This window comes from Prevotella sp. CAG:255 (assembly GCF_000431195.1).
Classification (GTDB): Bacteria; Bacteroidota; Bacteroidia; order Bacteroidales; family Bacteroidaceae; genus Prevotella; species Prevotella rara.
Window position 1 is genome coordinate 58,796 of record NZ_HF986819.1, and the last position, 20,488, is coordinate 79,283.

Annotated in this window: 19 protein-coding genes; 8 read left to right on the top strand and 11 right to left on the bottom strand. The window is 46.8% G+C overall.

The features are described from left to right. The 3 genes from QVO66_RS08680 to QVO66_RS08690 all read left to right on the top strand — a co-directional run. Positions 1–643 (top strand): alpha-L-arabinofuranosidase A (locus QVO66_RS08680; protein ID WP_288172763.1); only part of this gene is annotated, 643 nt, incomplete at its 5' end. A 239-nt stretch (positions 644–882) separates the two neighbouring features. Continuing rightward, positions 883–1,128: a hypothetical protein gene (locus QVO66_RS08685; RefSeq protein ID WP_288172764.1), complete on the top strand. Its 246-nt coding sequence runs from the start codon at positions 883–885 to the stop codon at positions 1,126–1,128. A gap of 408 nt (positions 1,129–1,536) precedes the next feature. Beyond that, a complete protein-coding gene (locus tag QVO66_RS08690; RefSeq protein ID WP_021855082.1) occupies positions 1,537–4,062 on the top strand; it encodes an outer membrane beta-barrel family protein in 2,526 nt (841 codons plus the stop codon). Between the two features lie 356 nt (positions 4,063–4,418). Here QVO66_RS08690 and QVO66_RS08695 read toward each other — a convergent pair whose 3' ends face one another. The 5 genes from QVO66_RS08695 to QVO66_RS08715 all read right to left on the bottom strand — a co-directional run bounded on the left by QVO66_RS08695 (position 4,419) and on the right by QVO66_RS08715 (position 11,124). After that, positions 4,419–5,747 carry a hypothetical protein gene (locus tag QVO66_RS08695; protein ID WP_288172765.1) on the bottom strand — a complete coding sequence of 443 codons (1,329 nt, stop codon included), beginning with the start codon at positions 5,745–5,747 and terminating at the stop codon, positions 4,419–4,421. After that, positions 5,744–6,229 carry a T9SS type A sorting domain-containing protein gene (locus tag QVO66_RS08700; RefSeq protein WP_125105531.1) on the bottom strand — a complete coding sequence of 162 codons (486 nt, stop codon included), beginning with the start codon at positions 6,227–6,229 and terminating at the stop codon, positions 5,744–5,746. Before QVO66_RS08700 ends, QVO66_RS08695 begins: the two co-directional genes overlap by 4 nt. A gap of 909 nt (positions 6,230–7,138) precedes the next feature. Further along, the gene (locus tag QVO66_RS08705) at positions 7,139–8,140 is read right to left on the bottom strand and encodes a hypothetical protein (protein WP_021855085.1); all 1,002 of its coding nucleotides are present in this window, start codon (positions 8,138–8,140) and stop codon (positions 7,139–7,141) included. A 116-nt stretch (positions 8,141–8,256) separates the two neighbouring features. Then, positions 8,257–10,059 (bottom strand): translational GTPase TypA, encoded by a 1,803-nt coding sequence (gene typA, locus QVO66_RS08710; protein ID WP_021855086.1) that lies wholly within the window; start codon positions 10,057–10,059, stop codon positions 8,257–8,259. Between the two features lie 192 nt (positions 10,060–10,251). Beyond that, the gene (locus tag QVO66_RS08715) at positions 10,252–11,124 is read right to left on the bottom strand and encodes an FKBP-type peptidyl-prolyl cis-trans isomerase (protein ID WP_021855087.1); all 873 of its coding nucleotides are present in this window, start codon (positions 11,122–11,124) and stop codon (positions 10,252–10,254) included. A gap of 288 nt (positions 11,125–11,412) precedes the next feature. Here QVO66_RS08715 and rpsO point away from each other — a divergent pair, with 288 nt between their 5' ends. Next, positions 11,413–11,682 carry a 30S ribosomal protein S15 gene (rpsO, locus tag QVO66_RS08720; RefSeq protein WP_021855088.1) on the top strand — a complete coding sequence of 90 codons (270 nt, stop codon included), beginning with the start codon at positions 11,413–11,415 and terminating at the stop codon, positions 11,680–11,682. A 284-nt stretch (positions 11,683–11,966) separates the two neighbouring features. Here the strand turns inward: rpsO and folK are convergent, their stop codons facing one another. The 6 genes from folK to QVO66_RS08750 all read right to left on the bottom strand — a co-directional run bounded on the left by folK (position 11,967) and on the right by QVO66_RS08750 (position 16,425). Then, the gene (folK, locus tag QVO66_RS08725) at positions 11,967–12,374 is read right to left on the bottom strand and encodes a 2-amino-4-hydroxy-6-hydroxymethyldihydropteridine diphosphokinase (RefSeq protein WP_021855089.1); all 408 of its coding nucleotides are present in this window, start codon (positions 12,372–12,374) and stop codon (positions 11,967–11,969) included. Positions 12,375–12,497: 123 nt separating this feature from the next. Next, complete coding sequence (gene queA / locus QVO66_RS08730) at positions 12,498–13,616, bottom strand: tRNA preQ1(34) S-adenosylmethionine ribosyltransferase-isomerase QueA (protein WP_021855090.1); 1,119 nt, start codon at positions 13,614–13,616, stop codon at positions 12,498–12,500. Between the two features lie 3 nt (positions 13,617–13,619). After that, a complete protein-coding gene (truB, locus tag QVO66_RS08735; RefSeq protein ID WP_021855091.1) occupies positions 13,620–14,339 on the bottom strand; it encodes a tRNA pseudouridine(55) synthase TruB in 720 nt (239 codons plus the stop codon). A gap of 7 nt (positions 14,340–14,346) precedes the next feature. Continuing rightward, the gene (locus QVO66_RS08740; RefSeq protein ID WP_021855092.1) at positions 14,347–15,186 is read right to left on the bottom strand and encodes an undecaprenyl-diphosphate phosphatase; all 840 of its coding nucleotides are present in this window, start codon (positions 15,184–15,186) and stop codon (positions 14,347–14,349) included. Positions 15,187–15,189: 3 nt separating this feature from the next. Continuing rightward, positions 15,190–15,462 carry a DUF3098 domain-containing protein gene (locus QVO66_RS08745; protein WP_021855093.1) on the bottom strand — a complete coding sequence of 91 codons (273 nt, stop codon included), beginning with the start codon at positions 15,460–15,462 and terminating at the stop codon, positions 15,190–15,192. Positions 15,463–15,546: 84 nt separating this feature from the next. Further along, on the bottom strand, positions 15,547–16,425 hold the full coding sequence (locus QVO66_RS08750) for a cell division protein FtsX (protein ID WP_021855094.1): 879 nt from the start codon (positions 16,423–16,425) through the stop codon (positions 15,547–15,549). Positions 16,426–17,258: 833 nt separating this feature from the next. Between QVO66_RS08750 and QVO66_RS08755 the strand changes: the two genes are divergently transcribed. From QVO66_RS08755 to QVO66_RS08770, 4 genes are all read left to right on the top strand, one after another. Continuing rightward, positions 17,259–18,038 carry a radical SAM protein gene (locus QVO66_RS08755; RefSeq protein WP_288172766.1) on the top strand — a complete coding sequence of 260 codons (780 nt, stop codon included), beginning with the start codon at positions 17,259–17,261 and terminating at the stop codon, positions 18,036–18,038. A gap of 148 nt (positions 18,039–18,186) precedes the next feature. After that, entirely contained in the window at positions 18,187–18,312 is a 126-nt protein-coding gene (locus QVO66_RS08760; RefSeq protein ID WP_021855097.1) for a DUF4160 domain-containing protein, read from the top strand. 66 nt (positions 18,313–18,378) lie between these two features. Beyond that, on the top strand, positions 18,379–18,663 hold the full coding sequence (locus QVO66_RS08765) for a DUF2442 domain-containing protein (protein WP_021855098.1): 285 nt from the start codon (positions 18,379–18,381) through the stop codon (positions 18,661–18,663). Between the two features lie 283 nt (positions 18,664–18,946). Further along, on the top strand, positions 18,947–20,296 hold the full coding sequence (locus QVO66_RS08770; RefSeq protein WP_021855099.1) for an MATE family efflux transporter: 1,350 nt from the start codon (positions 18,947–18,949) through the stop codon (positions 20,294–20,296). The last annotated feature ends 192 nt before the right edge of the window (positions 20,297–20,488 follow it).

The window sequence follows — 20,488 nt, forward strand, 5'->3', positions numbered from 1 at the left end:
GAGATACGACAGCTACAGCCGCAAAGGCCCGAAGGTGTTTGCCGGCGAATATGCCTGCCACGGCGACGGAAAGAAATGGAACCATTATGAGACATCACTATATGAGGCAGCCTTCATGACAGGACTGGAGCGCAACGCCGACGTGGTGCTCATGGCCACCTACGCTCCGCTCTTTGCACGCGTTGACGCATGGCAGTGGCGCCCCGACCTGATATGGTTCGACAACGCACGCATGTTCAAGTCGGTAAGCTACTACGTACAGCAGATGTATGCCTGCAACAAGGGCACCAACGTGCTAAAGCTGACCATGAACGGTAAGCCTGTGGCAGGACAGCAGGGGCAGGCCGGACTGTATGCCAGCGCAGCAGCAGACAACGGTGACGGCTCGGTGATTGTAAAAGTTGTGAACACTGGCAAGACCACACAGCCCGTGAGCGTCAACCTTAAAGGCATGAAGGGCGAAAGGACGGCACAGACAACCACACTGACCTGCACCGACATGGATGCCGAAAACACTTTAGAGGAGCCCGAAAAGATTGTATCAAAGACGGGCACGCTTACATGTAAGGCAGGCAAAAAATGCACAGTGATTGAGGACGAGATTGCCCCAATGACCTTCAGAGTATACAGGATAAAGAAATGACAGAAGCGACACCCGGCTCTGGCTCATGGCTAACAAAGGCCGCAGCCGGGCGCATAAAGAGGACATAGAGCAGCAGGCTACGCAGGCAGGACAATGCACACAGCAACATTCTACCTGACATGCAGACTGCATAACGCCTGACTCCGGCAGACAACTGGCAGAGAGCAGCACATGGCTCTGCTCCGCCGCTGTCTGCCGGAGTTTTGTTTATATCCATGATGCCATAAAGTAATGGCTACATGACTACAAAGCACAAATATTTGACAGTTTTTCTGCCTCCGGCATTAAACCAACAGCCATGCTGCAACGTCTTATTATTAAGAAACAAAAACTTTTACCATGAGAAAGACAATAATAATCGCTACAATCGCACTGTTCATCGGCTTAGGCACGACATCGTGCGTAACGACACGCCCTCCGCACGGGCCGCATCCCAAGCACGTCAACCACAAGCCGCCGAAACCGCCAAAGAAGAAAAAGCATAAGCACCCGAAACCGCCTAAAAAGGACGAACCGCCACACGGATACTGGCACTGACAGCAGTCGAAGACTCCACGACCTGACCGTCACTGCGCAGCAAGGCGCATTATGCAGCAAAGCATATGGCAGCAAGCCACACCGCATACAACAAGCCCCTGACCTTTACATAGGCCGGGGGCTTGATGCATATAGCCAATCAGCGCCTTCCGCAAACCGATGCGGAGAGCACGGATGCAGGGAAAAGCACACATCAATAAAGGCATAAGGCACTAAACAACGATTTGCCGGCATTTAGCTGTCAAGACGAGAGATTTACGGCTTAAATACTCCAAATTTGGTTTTATTAACACGTAGCGCTTGTGCGTAACTAAATTTATTAGTTTCTTTGCAGAAAGAAAAAATGAACACCTGTTATGAAAACACTTTTGCTTCTTTTATTATCTCTCGTTGCAGCCATGCCGGCAGCAATGGGACAAGTTGCAGACCAAAAGTTCACGGTCAGCGGAACGGTGGTTGACTCGATAAGCCGCGAGGGCGAACCATACGCCACGATAAGCATAACCAGAAAAGAAAAGCCCGGCAAGGCCGTAAAGATGGCCGTAACCGACAAAGACGGCCGCTTCAGCGAGACGATGAGCGGAAAGGGCAGCTTCGTCATAACCATAAGCTCCATAGGGCGCAAAGCCATAACAAGAAACTTCAGCGTAACAGAAGGCAAAAAGGCTATAGACCTGGGCACGCTCTACATCACTGACGCCAAGAACGAACTGGAGGGCGTTGAGATTGTGATGCAGAAGCCGCTTGTGAAGGCCGACATTGACAAAATTGAATACGACATAGAATCAGATCCCGACTCAAAGTCGAACTCGATAATAGAAATGCTGCGCAAGGTGCCGCTGGTGACAGTAGACGGCGAAGACAACGTAACCGTAAACGGAAGCAGCTCGTTCAAGGTATATGTGAACGGACGGCCCAACAACATGATGACCAAGAATCCGAAAGAGGTGCTGAAGAGCATGCCGGCCAACAGCATAAAGAAAATAGAGGTGATAACCGACCCGGGACCTAAATATGACGCCGAAGGCGTTGGCGGCATACTAAACATCGTAACCATAGGCGGAGGCATAGAGGGATACACGCTCACCCTGAACGGCAACGTGAGCAACCGTGGAGCCGGCGGAGGCCTGTTCGGCACGATAAAGTCGGGCAAGCTGACAGTGAGCGCACGCTATAACTACAACTACGACGGCAACAGGACTGGCTACAGCGAAAGCTCGCGCACGGTTACAGAAGATAACATAAGCGCCGACGCGTCGAATATGGCATCGAGCTCTGAAAACAAGAGCCACGGCAACTTTCAGTCGGGAAGCATCGAGGCAAGCTACGAAATAGACTCGCTAAGGCTTGTCACCATGTCGCTGGGCCTATGGGGCGGAGGCAACAAGGGCAACAGCATGTCGGAAATGACAGGAACAAGTCCGCTGGACGGGCACCCTCTATACGGCTACTCAGCCATGGGAAGGAGCAACTCTTCATGGAAATCAATAGACGGCGGCATCGACTATCAGAGACTCTTCAAGGTGAAAGACCGCATGCTGACGCTGTCATACAAAATAAACACCAACCCTGATGCGAGCGACTACTATACTGACTACGACGAAATAAGTGCCGACAACGGGTGGGAAGACTATATCAGCAGGCTCGAAAACCAATACAGCGACAACAGTGAGCGGTCGACCGAACACACGTTTCAGGTCGACTACACCACACCTATAGGCAAGATGCACACCGTGGAAGGCGGAATGAAATACATAATAAGAAACAACAGCTCGGAAAACGACCGCTACATAAAGCCTGCCGAAGACGGCGGCGAATATGTCTACGACACGGAGCAAAGCTCTCACTATAAACATGAGAACGACATCATAGCGGCTTATCTGGGATACAAGATAAAAGTGAAGAAATGGTCGGGACGGCTCGGAGCAAGATATGAACACACCATACAGGACGTGAAATATCTGCTCGGACAGGGCGATGACTTCAGAAAGCACTTCAACGACCTTGTGCCTTCGGCCACGATAGGATACAGGCTTACGGATATGTCCAATCTAAAACTGGGCTACAGCATGCGCATCTACCGCCCCGGAATATGGTATCTGAACCCTTACCTGAACAACACCGACCCGTCAAACCTCAGCCAGGGCAATCCTAACCTGGAAAGTGAGAAGAGCCACTCGTTCAATATAGGCTACAGCAACTTTACGTCAAAGCTGAGCCTTAACCTCTCCATGCGCTACTCGTTCACCAACAACAGCATAGAAAGGCTGACGACAATGGTGAACGACAACAGCATAGCCGGACTGCAGAACCCAACAGGCAAGGACGTGCTCTACTCCACTTACGAGAACATCGGCAAGACACGGTCGGCAGCCTTGAGTGCATACGTAAACTGGAACGCGACAAAGAACACCAGGATATATGCCAACATGAACGGCCAGTGGCAATACTTCTCCGACGGCAAAGACCTCAGCAACAGAGGCTGGAACATGTATCTGTCAGGAGGCATACAGCAGTCGCTGCCAAAAGAATGGCGCATAAGCCTCAACGTGTTCACGATGACACCGGGCATCACGCTGCAGGGACGCGGCACGAGCTATACAAGCTACGGCATAAACATCAACAAGTCGTTCCTGAACAAGCGGCTCACGATATCGGCCTTTGCCAGCAACTTTCTGAAAAAATATATGGAGTATAAGAACACAACATCGAGCACAGACTTTATACAGAAGTCTGTTTCAAAATACGACAACCAGCGCTTCGGCATAAGCCTGAGCTACCGCATAGGCGAACTGAAGGCAAGCGTGAAGAAGGCAGCCCGCTCGATAAGCAACGACGACGTGAAAGGCGGAGGAGGAGGCAACGCTTCCGGCGGACAATAATTCCGCCACGGGAAAAACGCAGACGTGATGTTGTGCAGGAAATGATATAATGCAAAAGCGTGAAAATATTTCGGGAACAATATGCCCGGCAAAGCCTTATGTCACGCATGGCTCTATATGACGAGCAAACATCATAGCCGGCTATTGACCGCAACACCTCCGGCGCTCCGCTGTAATCGAAAATGTGTCATACGCCAACGGCATCAGACTCGATATAAACTGCATACATACAAAACAAATCTGCAAGATAAGGCATCACAACAGACGCCATATCTTGCAGATTTATTTATTGGCACTGCCTGCATGACATAGCCCGGCAAACAGGCTTACTTACAGGCATTGCTCTTGTTGTCTAATTATTTTCCGGTCATTGTCATCTTACCCTTAGAAGCCTTCATAGCCTTTGTAAGCTTCATCATAGGAACAGAGTTGCTGCCAGAAATAACGTTCTTGACCATCTTGCGCTTCATTACAGGAGCCGACTGCTTCTTCTGTGATGCAGGTGCCTCAGGAGTTGTAAACTCTTTCTTTGCAAGAGGTCCCCATTCTTCATTGATATTCTGGGCAATAGAGAAGGCAATGTAAGAAGTGTTCGGGTCAACAGTCCAATAAGCCTCGTCTACACCAAACTGGTTCCAGTCAGGATCCATCGGATAGTCGGTCTTCAGAAGTTCGATAACCTTATCGTCATTCCACTCCTTATCATAAACAGCCTTATCCATTATAATATCACGGTGCATAGAGGTCTGATCGTTAGGAGTATATGTAACCACCTGATAATAACCAGACTGAGCGTCACCGCCAAAGTTACCGACAGTGATTTCCATCTGTGCCAAGCCTTCACCGCCAAGTTTCTTTGTTGTAACCGGTATTATTACCATATCAGCAAAAGTACCGTTTACGTCCCATGCCTGAACATAGACCTCATAGTCTGTTCCCGGATTATTTCTTTCCCATGTGTTAGTAGCCTCACCTGTGTTGTTAAAGCCAAATCCCTTAACATAGTCGCCTAAAGTTTCAAATCCGAACATCGGGCCCATCATCTCGAAGTTCTCCTCAGCAGTGCCTGCGGGGAACAATATTGCAGCATAACCGGCAACGCCTGATCCTGGCTTGAATGTTACTGTTATGTCGCTTGTAGTAACCTCGTCAATGGTATAATTGATAGAGCAGTCGCCAACAAGGTCTTTCTTCGGTGTGGTGAAGTTTGTTCTTGTTGCTCCGCAAGGAATCTGATACTGGTCGTATCCTACAGTGATGATAGCATACTCAGCATTTGGTTTGAAAGCAAAGTCGAATCCGTGCAGTCTGCCGTCTACGAAGTCCTGGAACAATATTTCACTGTCACTACCGTCAAGATAGTTTGCGATAGCTTCCTCTGTCGTAAGCCTGTCGGCACGAACCTTAGACAGACACGCAATCTTGAAACCTACACACTGAGGCGTGCGTGTAACAGACAAAGCAACGGTGTCGCCGGTGGCTCCGCTGTAAAAGCCCTTATACTCTACGTCGGCTGCAACGCGGCCCTCAAGCGAAACAAACGAAACGCTGTCGATACGCTCTACGAGATAACCTTTAGTGCTGCCTGTCTTGTCGGTCACTAACATACGGTTAGGATTTGTCTGGGCATAGCCCATTACAGCCACGATGGCCAATATGATTGTAGTAAAAAGTTTTTTCATCATTTCATGAATTTAATTGTTTTTTTATTTACGCTGAACAGATATACACCTTTTGTAAGGGCGCTTGTGCTGATAGGAGTTCCGTCCCAGTTCTCCTTTGCTATGATAACCCTGCCGCTCAGATCGCATACTCTTACGCGGGCAGCCTGACCGCCCTGCAATCCGTCGGCACCGAGCATTCCTCCACGGTAATAAGGCACAAGAGAAGAATCTTCTGCGGCAGGCAGACCTTCAATGCCGGTGCCTTCAGAAGTGAATTTCAAGCTCATAATGTCGCTAAAGGAGATTGTCTCTTTCGTTCCTGACGTACCATTAATCTCCATGCCATGGTCGCCAAATGTTATCTTTGCGATATCCGTCAGCAAGTATGACTTGCTCTCAGAGGCCTGCGATGCGGGATTGACCACAAGACTGGTGGTCTGCGCATCTGCTGTGAGCCCTCCGTAGGCTAACGCAAGAAACATCGGAATAAACGTTTTTTTCATAGAAATGAATATTTAATTAATAAAAATGTAAGAACCTGTGGCGGCTCTTACAGAGCTTCCAAATACAAATGTATGAATTATTTTCTACGGGCAATGCAAAAATCAAAGAAATTTCCCCAAATTTCAATGTTAAATTCATACATACTACATCTTTTGTAAATGTTTTTCAATGCACAGTCTGTATAATCACACATATCCTGCATTACATTATATTACAAAAACTAAAGCGTCTGCATTATTTTCTCTCAAATAAATACATCGGCAACAACTTTAGACACATTTTCGGCTATAAAGATTACTAAATGATTTAAGCACACTTTGACCTTTGTTGCCAAAACTGCTTAATATGTTTATTTTTGCTAAAAAACATACGGAACACATACCATTACTTTCAGAACACCAAAATAAGAGGCAAGCGAATCTGGCAAAAGAGCTGAAACATGATGTTTCATGTCATTACATTTTACATAAATATTCAGGTTTATGCAAAATCTTGCATAAAATAAAACTTGTATCCTTTCACCTTATAATATATGGTATATTGGAAAGCAAAACACGGCATATTGCAGGCAGAAAAGACATGTTTCGCAATGAAGAGTGATAGTATAAAAAGTTATATCAAAAAACTCATCACTCGTCACATTCCTGCATAAAACCCTGACAGGCAATTGTTTATAGCGTGACGAGTTGGCGGTTCAACTCGTCACAGTCTGGCAGAAGATGCCATTTTAGCCGAACTTAACCAGTAAAACACTTGCTTGAAGTCTACCTAAATCAGGAAAAATAATATTTTGTCCTCAATTAAGCATGGTGTGACGAGTTGCAGTTGCAACTCGTCACACCGTAACATACTGCAATACAGAAAGTTATACAGCGTTGTGACGAGTGACGAGTTTTTAAGAAAACTTTTTACGGTTTCATCTGACTTACGGCCTCTTCAAGCGGCTTGCTGAGCGGCGGAACATCAGCCGGAACAACAAGCGGCTCGGCAGTTTTGTCCTTCATGGCAGCCTTCCTCTCTGCCTTGGTGGCATATCTCACGCCGGTGACATAAAGCTCCTCATACATATCAATAGGTGTCATTGGATTATTTCCCGGTGTTTTGACTTTTGAGTTCAAATAATAATAACGCCTCAAAAGACTGCTGAGCTTGGGCTGACCATACTTTGTGCTGTACACCTCACCTTTTTTACAGCCAATAAAGCGAAACTTATATCCAAAGAATTTCACTGTAAGGCTGTCCGCTCCGCTATACGCACTGTCGCAATATGCAGTAAACGTCTTATTCACTGTATCATTTTTCAGTCCTGAGACAATACCGTCCCTCCCGCGAGATATAATTTTGTCATATGCAGCATCTATAACAATGTCTGATTTTGACAAACGATCAAGCAGCATATAGTTCCAGCTAAAAAACGAACGTGGAAAGATATATTTGTCATCCCATGCATGCACTTTTTTCTCCGAACGCGTCTTGCATCTCACCATTCCGCTGCCGATAGGCAAATAATAGTCATAAAGTCCCTCACGAAAAGAAGTCGGCACAGAATCGGTAAATATATATGCTCTGCAATAGGCAGATATCACAAGATAATCAGGCTCGCCAACCTTAGCCTCAACTTCAGGTATTGCGTATGCACGTGGCTTCAGCATAACAACGCCGCTGCTGACAGTATCTGCAAGAAACTCCTTTTCATAATAATTGATATGATTAACCGTAACCTTGCCCTTATATCCCTTTGGCAGAGGCAAAAGGCCGTCGGCTCCGCTAACGCCCACGCAGCGGTTGCCCGAAATAAACACACTTGCGGCATGCACCGTACTGGAGTCGGTCATGTCGACAATCTTAATCTGCGCGCTGACACATAATGCTGACATCAGCAAAAAGAAACTGAACAATGTCTTCTTCATAGTAAACGTCTAATTTAAAAATTAAAAGTCAAGAATAAAGGAAACCTGCCCGTAATACAGAGAAGGACACGCTTTCCTTAATTCCTGACTCTTTATGTTGATATAGTAAAGCTTATTTACTGCTTGTTGGCACGCTTGCGGTCGTTGTGGTCAAGAATAATCTTGCGCATACGCATGCTCTTAGGCGTAACCTCTATAAACTCATCTTCCTTGATGTACTCCAAAGCTTCCTCAAGTGAAAGCACTGTGCGCGGGATGATGCGTGCCTTGTCGTCTGATCCGCTGGCACGTGTGTTGGTAAGCTGCTTTGCCTTTGTCACGTTTACCACAAGGTCGTTGTCGTGAACATGCTCGCCCACAACCTCGCCGGCATACACTTCCTCACCCGGATCGATGAAGAACTTGCCGCGGTCTTGCAGTTTGTCGATAGAATAAGCATAGGCAGTACCTGTCTCCATGGCTATCATCGAACCGTTAATACGGCGTGAGATGTCGCCCTTATAAGGCTGATACTCCTTGAAGCGGTGTGCCATGATGGCCTCGCCCTGGCTTGCGGTGAGCACGTTGGTGCGCAGACCGATGATGCCTCTCGACGGTATGTCGAACTCAATGTTCACGCGGTCGGCCTGACTCTCCATTGATGTCATCTCGCCCTTGCGGCGTGTAACCATATCTATCATCTTGCTTGAGAATTCTTCAGGCACGTTGATAGTAAGTTCCTCGATAGGCTCACACTTAACGCCGTCGATTTCCTTATAAATTACCTGCGGCTGACCAACCTGGAGCTCGTAGCCCTCACGGCGCATGGTCTCGATAAGCACTGACAGATGCAGCACACCACGTCCGCTTACAATCCACTTATCCGTTGAGTCCTCGAAAGGAGCTACACGCAGCGCAAGGTTCTTCTCGAGTTCCTTCTGCAGACGGTCGTTGATGTGGCGGCTGGTAACAAACTTGCCCTCCTTGCCGAAGAACGGCGAATCGTTGATGGTGAAGAGCATGCTCATTGTAGGCTCGTCGATGGCTATAGGCGGCAGCGGCTCCGGATTTTCAAAGTCGCATATTGTATCGCCGATTTCAAACTTCTCCAATCCTATGATGGCACAGATGTCACCGCTGCTCACCTTGTCGGTGCGCACGTGGCCCATACCCTCAAAGGTGTGAAGCTCCTTAATCTTTGTCTTCTCCTGAGAGCCGTCGCGATGAGCTATCGTCACGTTCATTCCCTCAGTGAGAGTTCCGCGGTGAACACGTCCCACGGCAATACGGCCTGTATAGCTTGAATAGTCGAGACTGGTTATAAGCAGCTGCGGCGTGCCCTCAAGAGCCTTAGGCGCAGGGATAACCTCTACGATTTTATCAAGAAGATATGTGATGTCTGTTGTAGGATTCTTATAGTCCTCACCCATCCAGCCGTTCTTCGCACTTCCGTAAACAACGGGGAAGTCGAGCTGGTCTTCGGTGGCGTTAAGAGAGAACATAAGGTCGAACACCATTTCATAAACCTCTTCAGGGCGGCAGTTGGGCTTGTCAACCTTGTTGACAACAACGATAGGCTTCAGTCCTATCTGAAGAGCCTTCTGCAGCACGAAGCGCGTCTGAGGCATAGGGCCTTCGAAAGCGTCAACGAGCAGCAGACATCCGTCTGCCATGTTGAGCACACGCTCCACCTCACCTCCGAAGTCAGAGTGTCCCGGAGTGTCTATAATATTTATCTTGGTTCCTTTCCAGTTTATCGAAACGTTCTTAGAAAGAATGGTTATACCTCGCTCACGCTCCAAGTCGTTGCTGTCGAGCACCTGGCCGCTCAAGTCTTGCCCGTCACGGAACAAGTTACCGGCCAACATCATTTTGTCCACAAGTGTGGTCTTACCATGGTCTACGTGGGCAATAATAGCTATGTTTCTGATATCTTGCATACTAATACCTTAAAAGTCAGGTGCAAAGTTACACATTTTTTTCGTAACATATTTTATTAGCAATTGTTTTTTACATGAATGTAAAACATTAATATCCAAATAATATGCATAACATGGGCAAAAACACACATTTATACAAAGAATATTAGACAGCTAAAATACAGCTGCAAGACAAATGACATGAAACAATCTTTATTTTTCTACTATTTTATTCAGCTTAATTTGAAAAACTAATGCCATAAAAGGCTCAAGTTTTCCACCACGATAAGCTCCATAAGCCAAATTATAAGGTATGTATACCTCCCAGACAGAGCCTTCCGGCATATTGACAAGGGCCTGCCCCAGACCAATTATTACGCTGGAACATTTAAACTCGTGCACTCCTTCGTCATGTAGTATATCTTTAACCACATCCCACATTTTGTATTCAACGTTTACAGTAGAATTCATGGTTGGCTTGTCTCCATGCCCCACTTCTAACACTTTATACTGAACGCCGCAGGGCAAGACTATTACGTCTGAACTATATTTGTTGTTCTCCATAAAAGCATCACTATAGTCCTTATTCTTTCTATAAAGCGCTTCATAGTATAAGGTCTTTATCTTTTCAACCCATCCAAGATATTTATTACATGCTTTCTCAAATGGCACATTTCCTTTGTTTCCAGATATTACGCCGTCACAGAAGCCCATTATATACGACTCTTCATCTATAATATTTTCCGGTATAAGAGGACTAAAAAAGTCAAACATATTTCTTGCCTGTTTCATCTTTTCCTTTATCATAGGTTTCAGACTACGCCCAATTTTATATGCGCGGTTATCAACAAGATTATAATTGTCCTGTTCATCCTCAATACCCATCAAGACTATATCAATGTCTGCAATTGTATCTATTTTATAAGTATCAGCTATATATTTGGAGAATCCGTCAGCATTACACAATCCTAAATTATAGCTCATCAGGCTCTTTTGGCTGGCAAGTTCATCAATCGCTTTATTTTGAGCATTAGAGAGCAAGCTGAATGAGAACAATAAAACCATTATCAATATATCCTTAATCATAGCTTAAATTTTATACAAGAAATATCAATTAGCCGTCATAACAAACATATGCAAAGGTAAAAAATATTTATCATTTAGGCCAATATGCTGCATCTAAAATTATAAAAAACATCAAACCCGTGCATCTTTAACAAAAATAGCATTGAAAAAATTTTATATATAACTTTTTATTTGTAATTTTGCACCCGATTTCGGAGAATCCGATGCATTTGATGATGTTCACGCCCTCACAGCGGCGCGCTGCATCAGAAAGATGTAATCACAAAACATTTAAAACAAAAAAATTCAATGTATTTAGATCAAGCTAAAAAACAAGAGATCTTCGGCAAGTACGGAAAGTCTAACGCTGACACAGGTTCTGCAGAGAGCCAGATAGCTCTGTTCTCTTATCGTATTTCACACCTGACAGAGCACCTGAAGAAGAACCACAAGGATCACGCTACTGCAAGATCACTGACTATCTTGGTAGGTAAGCGCCGTGCATTGCTCGACTATCTGTACGACCGCGACATCAACCGCTACCGTGCAATAGTTAAAGCTCTTGGTCTGCGCCGCTAATTTAAGAAAGCGCAAACAAAGCTTAAAAGAAACACGAAGTCCCGAAACTGTTACTAAACGGTTTCGGGACTTAGCTTTTTATAACGTGCCAACCTCCCGTATACATACAGCCACGGCGTTGACATAGCTGTTAATAGCATTTCTGTGCTATAAGGCTGCAAGTTACATGCCGGTGCCCATTCAGGCGCGTACCTGCACATAAAAACACAGACAACCAAATTATGGCTGCCTGAATGCGGTTATTATAATAATGTGTGTTTGTATGATGACCCGGCTCTGCCTGCTCATCCGAGAATCTCGCGCAGCGGCTTCATAACAAAGTCGCGCTCATGCATAAGCGGATGCGGTATCTTTAAATCAGGTTCATCCACCTTTATATCATCATACAGCAGAATGTCGATGTCTATTATGCGGTCGTGATACTGGCCGTTTACCGACTTTACAGTGCGCCCCATGTCACGCTCTATGGCCTGCGTAGCTTCCAATACGGCACGCGGACTCAGCTGAGTAGACACGCATACAGCTGCATTGACAAACATATTGTCTGAAGAAAAGCCCCACGGCTCGGTTTCGTAAAGAGACGAAACACGCTCTACCCTACCAATGTGTTCACCGATAAGATCAACGGCACGCCTTACGTTATGTTTGCGGTCGCCTAAATTTGTGCCAAGAGAAAAATAAACCGTATGCAATTAGGAAGCAAGAATTAAGGATTAAGAAATAAAAAGTTTAGAATTGGAAAGTAAGAATTAAGAAACAAGAAAAGATGCCTTTGCGGCAAGACCTCTCACTTCTTAATCCTTACTTCTTATTTATCAGTCGTTTACGATGAGCATTGCGTCACCGTAGCATCCGAACTTATATCCGTTCTTCACGGCCAGGTTGTAGGCCTCCATCACGACGTCATAACCACCGAAAGCAGCAGTTGACATAAGCAGCGTTGACATCGGATGATAGAAGTTGGCTATCATAGAGTCGGCTACGCCAAACTCATAAGGCGGGAAGATAAACTTGTTAGTCCATCCTTCATATTCTTTCAGCATCTTGTCTGTACCCACAGCCGTCTCAGTGGCCTTGATCACGCTTGTGCCTACGGCGCAAACATGATGTCCTGCAAGCTTGGCATTGTTAACCGTCTTGCATGCCTCCGCACTAATAAACATCTGCTCTGAGTCCATCTTATGCTTGGTGAGGTCTTCAACCTCGATGTCGTGGAAGTTGCCCAAAGCGCAGTGGAGAGTGATAAATGCGAAGTCGATACCTTTAATCTCCATACGCTTCATCATCTCACGGCTGAAATGCAGACCAGAGGCAGGAGCCGTAACAGCGCCCTCGTTCTTGGCAAAGATACACTGGAAGTCGTCTATGTCTTCAGGTGTTGCCGGACGGCGGTCTACGATATAATGCGGCAGCGGAGCCTCTCCGAGTGCGTAGAGGTCGTGCTTGAACTCATCGTGAGGACAGTCGTAAAGGAAACGCAGCGTGCGTCCGCGGCTTGTAGTGTTGTCGATAACCTCGGCCACCATGCTTCCGCTCTCGTCAAAGAACAGTTTGTTGCCGATACGTATCTTGCGGGCCGGCTCAACCAGAACGTCCCACAAGCGCATCTCCTCGTTAAGTTCACGCAGAAGGAACACCTCTATCTTAGCGTCGGTCTTCTCTTTTGTGCCGTACAGACGTGCGGGAAAAACTTTTGTATCGTTGAATATGAACGCGTCGCCCTCATCAAAATAGTCAAGAACATTGCGGAAGTCGAGATATTCGGGGTTGCCGTCCTTGTCTTTCAACGGCTCACCATTCTCGTCTTTCTTGTACATCTCTATTTTCTGAGACACCCGGTGCACCACCATAAGCCTGCACTCGTCACGGTGATATGGCGGATTAAGGGCTATCAGCTCTTCAGGGAGCTTAAACTTAAATTGTGACAGTTTCATATCTTAAATATTCTCGGTTAATTTATCTTCTATTGTTTGCTGCTCAAGCCACGCCGGAACGTCGTCGAGCTTTATGCAGTCTTCTATGCGTATGTCGCCCACACGCGTACGGCATAGTGCCGTCAGATAGGCTCCGCTATTAAGTGCCTCGCCTATGTCGCGCGCCAGCGCCCTTATGTATGTGCCCTTGCCGCACACCACCCTGATGCTCATCTGCATCTTTTCGGGGTCGAACCAGAGCAGTTCTATCTCGTCGATGCGCAGAGTCTTCGGCTTAAGCTCCACGTCGCGGCCCTTGCGCATAAGCTTGTATGCGCGGTCGCCGTTGACCTTGCAGGCTGAATAAGCCGGCGGCACCTGCTGTATCTCGCCCACAAACTTGGGCAGCGTGGCCTCTATCAGCTCGCGCGTAATGTGCTCAGTGGGATAAGTTGCGTCTACGGGATGCTCCATGTCATAGCTTGCCGTGGTTGCACCCAGCTGCAGCGTGGCCGTATATTCCTTTGTATGGGCCTGCAATTCGTCAATGCGCTTGGTGGCACGGCCCGTGCAGAGTATCAGGACTCCTGTGGCCAGCGGGTCGAGCGTACCGGCATGACCGGTCTTTACGCGCTTTACTCCAAGACGCTGTGATATAAGATAACGAACCCTCGCAAGCGCGCCGAAGCTCGACATGCGATAGGGTTTGTTGATGCATACTATCTCTCCTTCGGTAAAATTCATACACTTCTCAGTCTGCCATCTTCATGTCAACGCCACAAAGCATGCAGATTAATATTATGATTCCTACTACTATACGATACCAGCCGAAAGCTGCGAAACCATATTTTGTTACATAATTAATAAAGAACTTTATCGCAAGAATGGCTACGATGAACGCCACCACAGAACCTACGATAAGCATCTCAAGATTATTTCCGGTTGCAAGGAGCGAACCATCGCCATGACTTATCAGCTTGTAGGTTTCGAGACACGTGGCTCCGAACATTGTCGGAACGGCGAGGAAGAACGAAAACTCAGCCGCAGCCTTGCGAGTCAGCTTCTGCGACATACCGCCGACTATAGTCGACATTGAACGCGACACGCCCGGAATCATTGATATGCACTGGATAAGGCCTATTATGAATGCACGGCGATATGTAAGTTTGGTGTCCTCTGAACCGTTGCCGAAAAGCTTATCGCAGAACAGCATGAACACACCTCCAACTATAAGCATGACGGCTACGAGCGTAACGTTGCCAAGATTTGACTCTATGAAGTCGTTGAAAGCCAAGCCCAGCACGACTGCCGGCAGCACGCCGACAACAAGACGGGCATAAAAGTCATACATGGCCTTCCAGTAAGACGTTCCGGTCTGAACCGCCTCGGGATAGAAGAAGCGGCGCCAGTAAAGACATATCACAGACAAGATGGCTCCAAACTGTATGATAACAGTGAACGCCTTTACAAAAGGAGTGCTCTCCACTCCAAGAAGTCCCTGAGCGATAATCATGTGTCCGGTTGAAGACACAGGCAGAAACTCAGTGAGTCCCTCGACGATTGCAATAATTATAGTCTGTAAAAGATCCATTTATTATAGTTTTTGCTCTTCGTTGTCCAATTCAATCTCGTTTTCAGTTCCGTTATCCTTCGGCTTGCGCATTATGGCATATACCATCGACACAAAGCCTATGAAGCATATCACCGGGGCAACCTTGATGCGCATTGCGCTGAATATTTCCGGATTAAACGTGTTGTCGTCGGTACCACCGCCGCTCATAAGGATAAAACCGATGATGACAACTACCATTCCCACAGCAAGGAGAATGAAGTTCATGCGGTCAAAAGCTAAATTCTTTCTGTCCATTTTATAGTTTTATATTTTTGTTGTGTAACAAACTTTCCGTCAACTGAAGCCACGTGAAGCAGCCTCTGAAAAACAGCATTCACTTTATATTTTATATAGGTCGCCGGCCTTCATCCTGAGGAATTTGTTGACCGACACGAATGCGCACAGCAGCGTGATGACGATGCCGAACACGAATACCGAACCTCCCGTAACGGCCATCACCTGCCATGTGATAACAGTGAGCACTCCGGGCTCATATGTATACAAGGCATATATGCCTCCGCCAAGCACGAGGTTGGCTATGACTGCTGCCAGAAGTCCTATGCCGATGGCATTACAGAGGAAAGGTCTGCGGATGAATCCCCATGAGGCTCCTACGAGCTTCATGGTATGAATAGTAAAGCGGCGCGCATATACGCCAAGCTTTACGGTGTTGTTGATAAGCGAGAACGACACGCACGTGAGCAGCACGGCCAGCACGAGCAACACCAGGTTGATTTTCTGCAAGTTGGTGTTCACGCTGTCCATGAGGTCCTGCGGATAAGTTATGTCAGTAACCTTAGAGTCGCGCTTCAGGTCTTTCGATATCCATTTGAGCGAGTCGCTGTTGGCATACTGCGCCTTGAGCTGCAGCTCTATCGAAGCGACAAACGGATTGGTGCCCAAGAACTCGCTCGGGTCCGTGCCCATGGCCTCGGTCTGTTCCTTCAGGGCCTGCTCCTTGCTTATATATGTCAGATGACTTATGTAAGGGCGTTTCTTCAAGTCGTTGCACAACTGCCGTGCCTCCGGATTAGTTATATCCTCGCCAAGCATCATCGTAACTGTGAGGTTTTCTTTCACATACGCTGAAAGATTGTGCGCCGTGAAAACGGAGAACACTACCATTCCTAACAAAATCAGCACCAACGCGGTGCTTATACATAAAGTTATGCCCTGCAGTCCGTGGCGGACGCGGGTCTTGTTTCTTTTTTTACCCATTATTTTGTGGCTATAACACACCTAATTTGGTGCAAAGTAACAAAAAAATATTCTCACTCACAACAGTTTAACGACTATTAACAGCATTAGGGCTATTATATAGCCGTATGCAGGGCTATACGACATGACATTTTGAGAAGCATTTGCCTCATTAGGCTTCCTTTCTGATTTGCACAAAGGCTTCCACACTGCGGAATTCTAAAATTATTTATCTCTGGGCGCAAATATCGCAGGCAGAAGTGTGCAAAGACTATAGCTTGGCAATCAGCTGGTTAAGAGCTTATTTTGGCAAAGTGTGCAGCGAACACACGCCTATAAAAGAAGAAATATACTACATTCGCAGCATAAAAGGCCGTATTTCGGCATGTAATCCTATGCATTTCGTATTGCCAAACAATGCTTTCTGAAATGCAAAAGGCCATGTTTTGCAATGTAAAAGACTTGATTTCATACTTTAATATGCCTGTTTCTGCATGGCAGGAGGCTATTTGCCATTCTAGAACGAGCCGCAAAACGTACATTTCTTAAATATCATATTGACATATAAAACTGCAACAGTGCTTTCAAAGAGACATATGCAAGATTTATTTCTGCATATACAGCATACAGTTTCTGCAACGCGCTGTCCGCAACAACGGCTGCATGCCGGCAGACGCCCTGCACCGGAAGATAATATAACTATTTCTTCAGCAACGCGGCATAGCCACTTTACACAGCAACAGATGCCAAGAAAGGCACGGCAAATGTGGCAGGATATTGACAAAAGAAAAATAAAAGCTGACTTAACGGCTTTTTATTTTGTTATTACCAAAGGTTACACTATCTTTGCATATATGAGCACAGTAATATATCCATCGCCGATATTCGGCCCGGTTCACAGCCGCCGTCTCGGCATTTCGCTAGGCATAAACCTTATGCCGGCAGACGGTAAGGTCTGCACATTTGACTGTATTTATTGTGAATGCGGCTTTAATGCCGACCATCGTCCTAAGCTGCGCCGCCCCACACGCGAGGAGGTTGCAGAGAAGCTTGAGGCAAAACTCAAAGAGATGAAGGCCGAAGGACAGCTGCCCGACGTGCTTACGTTTGCAGGCAACGGCGAGCCTACGGCGCATCCGCACTTCGCCGGAATAATAGACGACACCATAGAGCTGCGCGACAAATATTGCCCCAAGGCCAAAGTGTCGGTGCTGAGCAACACCACAATGGCAGACAGACCGGAAGTGCACACAGCACTGCTGAAGGTGGACAACAACATCCTGAAGCTCGACACTGTTGACCCTGACTATATTAATAAGGTGGACCGTCCCGTCAACAAGACCTACGACGTAAAGAAAATCATTGAGACCATGAAGTCGTTCAACGGTCACGTGATTGTTCAGACGATGTTCATGCGCGGCAAGACCGGCAGCGAAGACGTCGACAACACGGGAGAAAAATATGTTGGTCCGTGGCTCGAGGCATTGAAAGATATCAAGCCGCAGCAGGTTATGATATACACCATCGACCGCGAGACACCAGACCACGACCTGCTGAAAGCATCTCACGAAACTCTCGACGCCATACGCGACAGGGTTATTGAGGCAGGAATAAGCTGCACGGCGTCTTATTAACGAAGGGACAAGACACAGGCATACAACGCCTCGCATATAACACAAAAGGATATGATGCAGAAAAGCATGATAAGTTTATGGGCAAAAGTTTCTGATTATCTTGCATTTACGCAAAATATTCTTTACTTAGTAAACAAAGAAATGGCGTATGAGTCCAAAGTTTAAAGAGGAAAATGGATTTGTCTTCAAGATATATTCCAACGAGGAAGAACGGAAGCATGTCCATGTAATAAAAGCCGAAAACGAAGCTAATTTTGGCTGGAACCCAACATAACGCTGGCAAACAACTATGGGTTCAGCGACAAAGAAATAAAAAATATCACTAAAATTGTATTGAAATATGGAAACGAATTTAAACGACAATTTGAAGAACACATCGGTAAGCGTCTTGATGATTAACTCTCAGGGGATGATGCTGTCCGTCTTGGGCAACGACTACTTTGTGTCGTACAATCGCGTTCCATGGCTTCGCAATGCACGAATAAGCAGCGCGCTCAACGTCAGAATGGCAGGAAAAAACGCAATAGAATGGCCGGAACTGGATGTCGACCTCGAAATAGACTGCCTGAAACATCCTGAACGCTATCCGCTCGTGATGAAAAGGTCTCCTCTCGACGTGCTTTAAATTATACGCCTAACTTGTTTTATCAAACAGCTATAAACTGTACGGCGTCTTATTAACGAACAGTCTACAACACCTATACCAGACGACATTCCGCTGCTTTCATTCAGGCCGGAATGTCGCCTGATTATTTAAAACAAATATATCTGAAACACCGTTAAGGCAAAACCATACACTTGCCTTTTATAATGATGGAACAAGCCTTTTAACTACTTTAACCCGAAAAGTAATCGGCAGTTCCTTATTTTTGCATAATTTTGCACCCCGAAAAAAGGATAACAGAATTATGGCTAACATTAACGACATGACCGTGGGCTCGCCCACGCGCGACATCATACACTTTGCGGTGCCGCTGATTTGCGGCTACATACTGCAACAGATGTATCTCATCATCGACGCAGCCATCGTAGGCCAGTTTATAGGCGTAAACGCCCTGGCTGCCGTAGGTGCGTCTTCTTCAATAATGTTTCTGATAATGGGCTTCTGCAACGGCTCGTGCGCAGGCTTCGCCATACCAGTGGCACAGGAGTTCGGGGCCAAAGACTACTCAAAGATGCGTGCCTACGTGAGCAATGCCCTGCGCATAGCGGCTGTGATAGCCGTTGTGATAACCGTGATAACATGCATATTCTGCGAGCGCATACTGAAGATAGTCAACACGCCGGCCGACATATTCCACGACGCATGGCTGTTCCTAATGCTCAACTTTCTGGCCATACCGTTCACCATAGCGTATAACATCCTGTCGGGATTCATCCGTGCCCTTGGCGACTCCAAGCAGCCATTCTACTTTCTGATAGTCTCTTCGGTGGTCAACATCCTGCTCGACTTCCTGCTCATCATCGCCTTCGGCATGGGCGTTGAGGGCGCAGGCATCGCCACCATGCTGTCGCAAATATTTGCCTCGGCACTGTGCGCGCTATACATAAAGAAGCGCATGCGCATACTCATTCCGCAGGGACGCGAGCGCGCATACAACGACAAGATGGTGGGAAAGCTGCTCAACAACGGCATACCCATGGGGCTTCAGTTCTCCATCACAGCCATCGGCACCATAATGCTGCAAAGTGCCAACAATGCTCTCGGCACGGTCTACGTGGCTTCGTTTACGGCGGCAATGCGCGTGAAGTATCTGTTCACGTGCGTGTTTGAGAATATCGGAGTGGCCATGGCCACATATTGCGGACAGAACATAGGCGCACGCAAGCTGGAGAGAATAAAACTCGGAATGACTTCGGCAGTAAAGATCATGCTCGTTTATTTTGTGTTTACCCTCATTGTCATCGGGCTTTTTGCCGACGAGATGATGCTGATGTTCGTAAAATCTACCGAAAGCGAAATTATATCAAACGCAGCAATGTACATGCGAATATCAAGCTATTTCTTCCCCGTTCTCGGTATTCTCACAATATTCCGCTACAGTCTGCAAGGCTTAGGCTTCTCTAATCTGTCAATGCTTTCGGGCGTAATGGAGATGATAGCCCGCTGCGGCGTGAGTCTGTGGCTGGTTCCGGCATTCTTGTTTCTTGGCGTATGCTACGGCGACCCTACGGCATGGATAGCCGCCGACCTGTTCCTTGTGCCGGCAGTGGTGATTGTGTATAAAAGGCTCAAAAAGCGAATGGCCAAGGCATGACGGCAGACAACGAGGCAAAAGTGTGAATGAAGAAGAGCCAACGGCAAAAAAGCATGACGGCAGAAAGCAGAAGGATGCAGCCAGATCAGCTCTACGGAAAATCATATACAGCATAAAAATAGCATAAATGCCGCCAGACAGGCCCTTAATTCAAGCCTTGTCTGGCGGCATTTACAATTTAGCAATGCATCA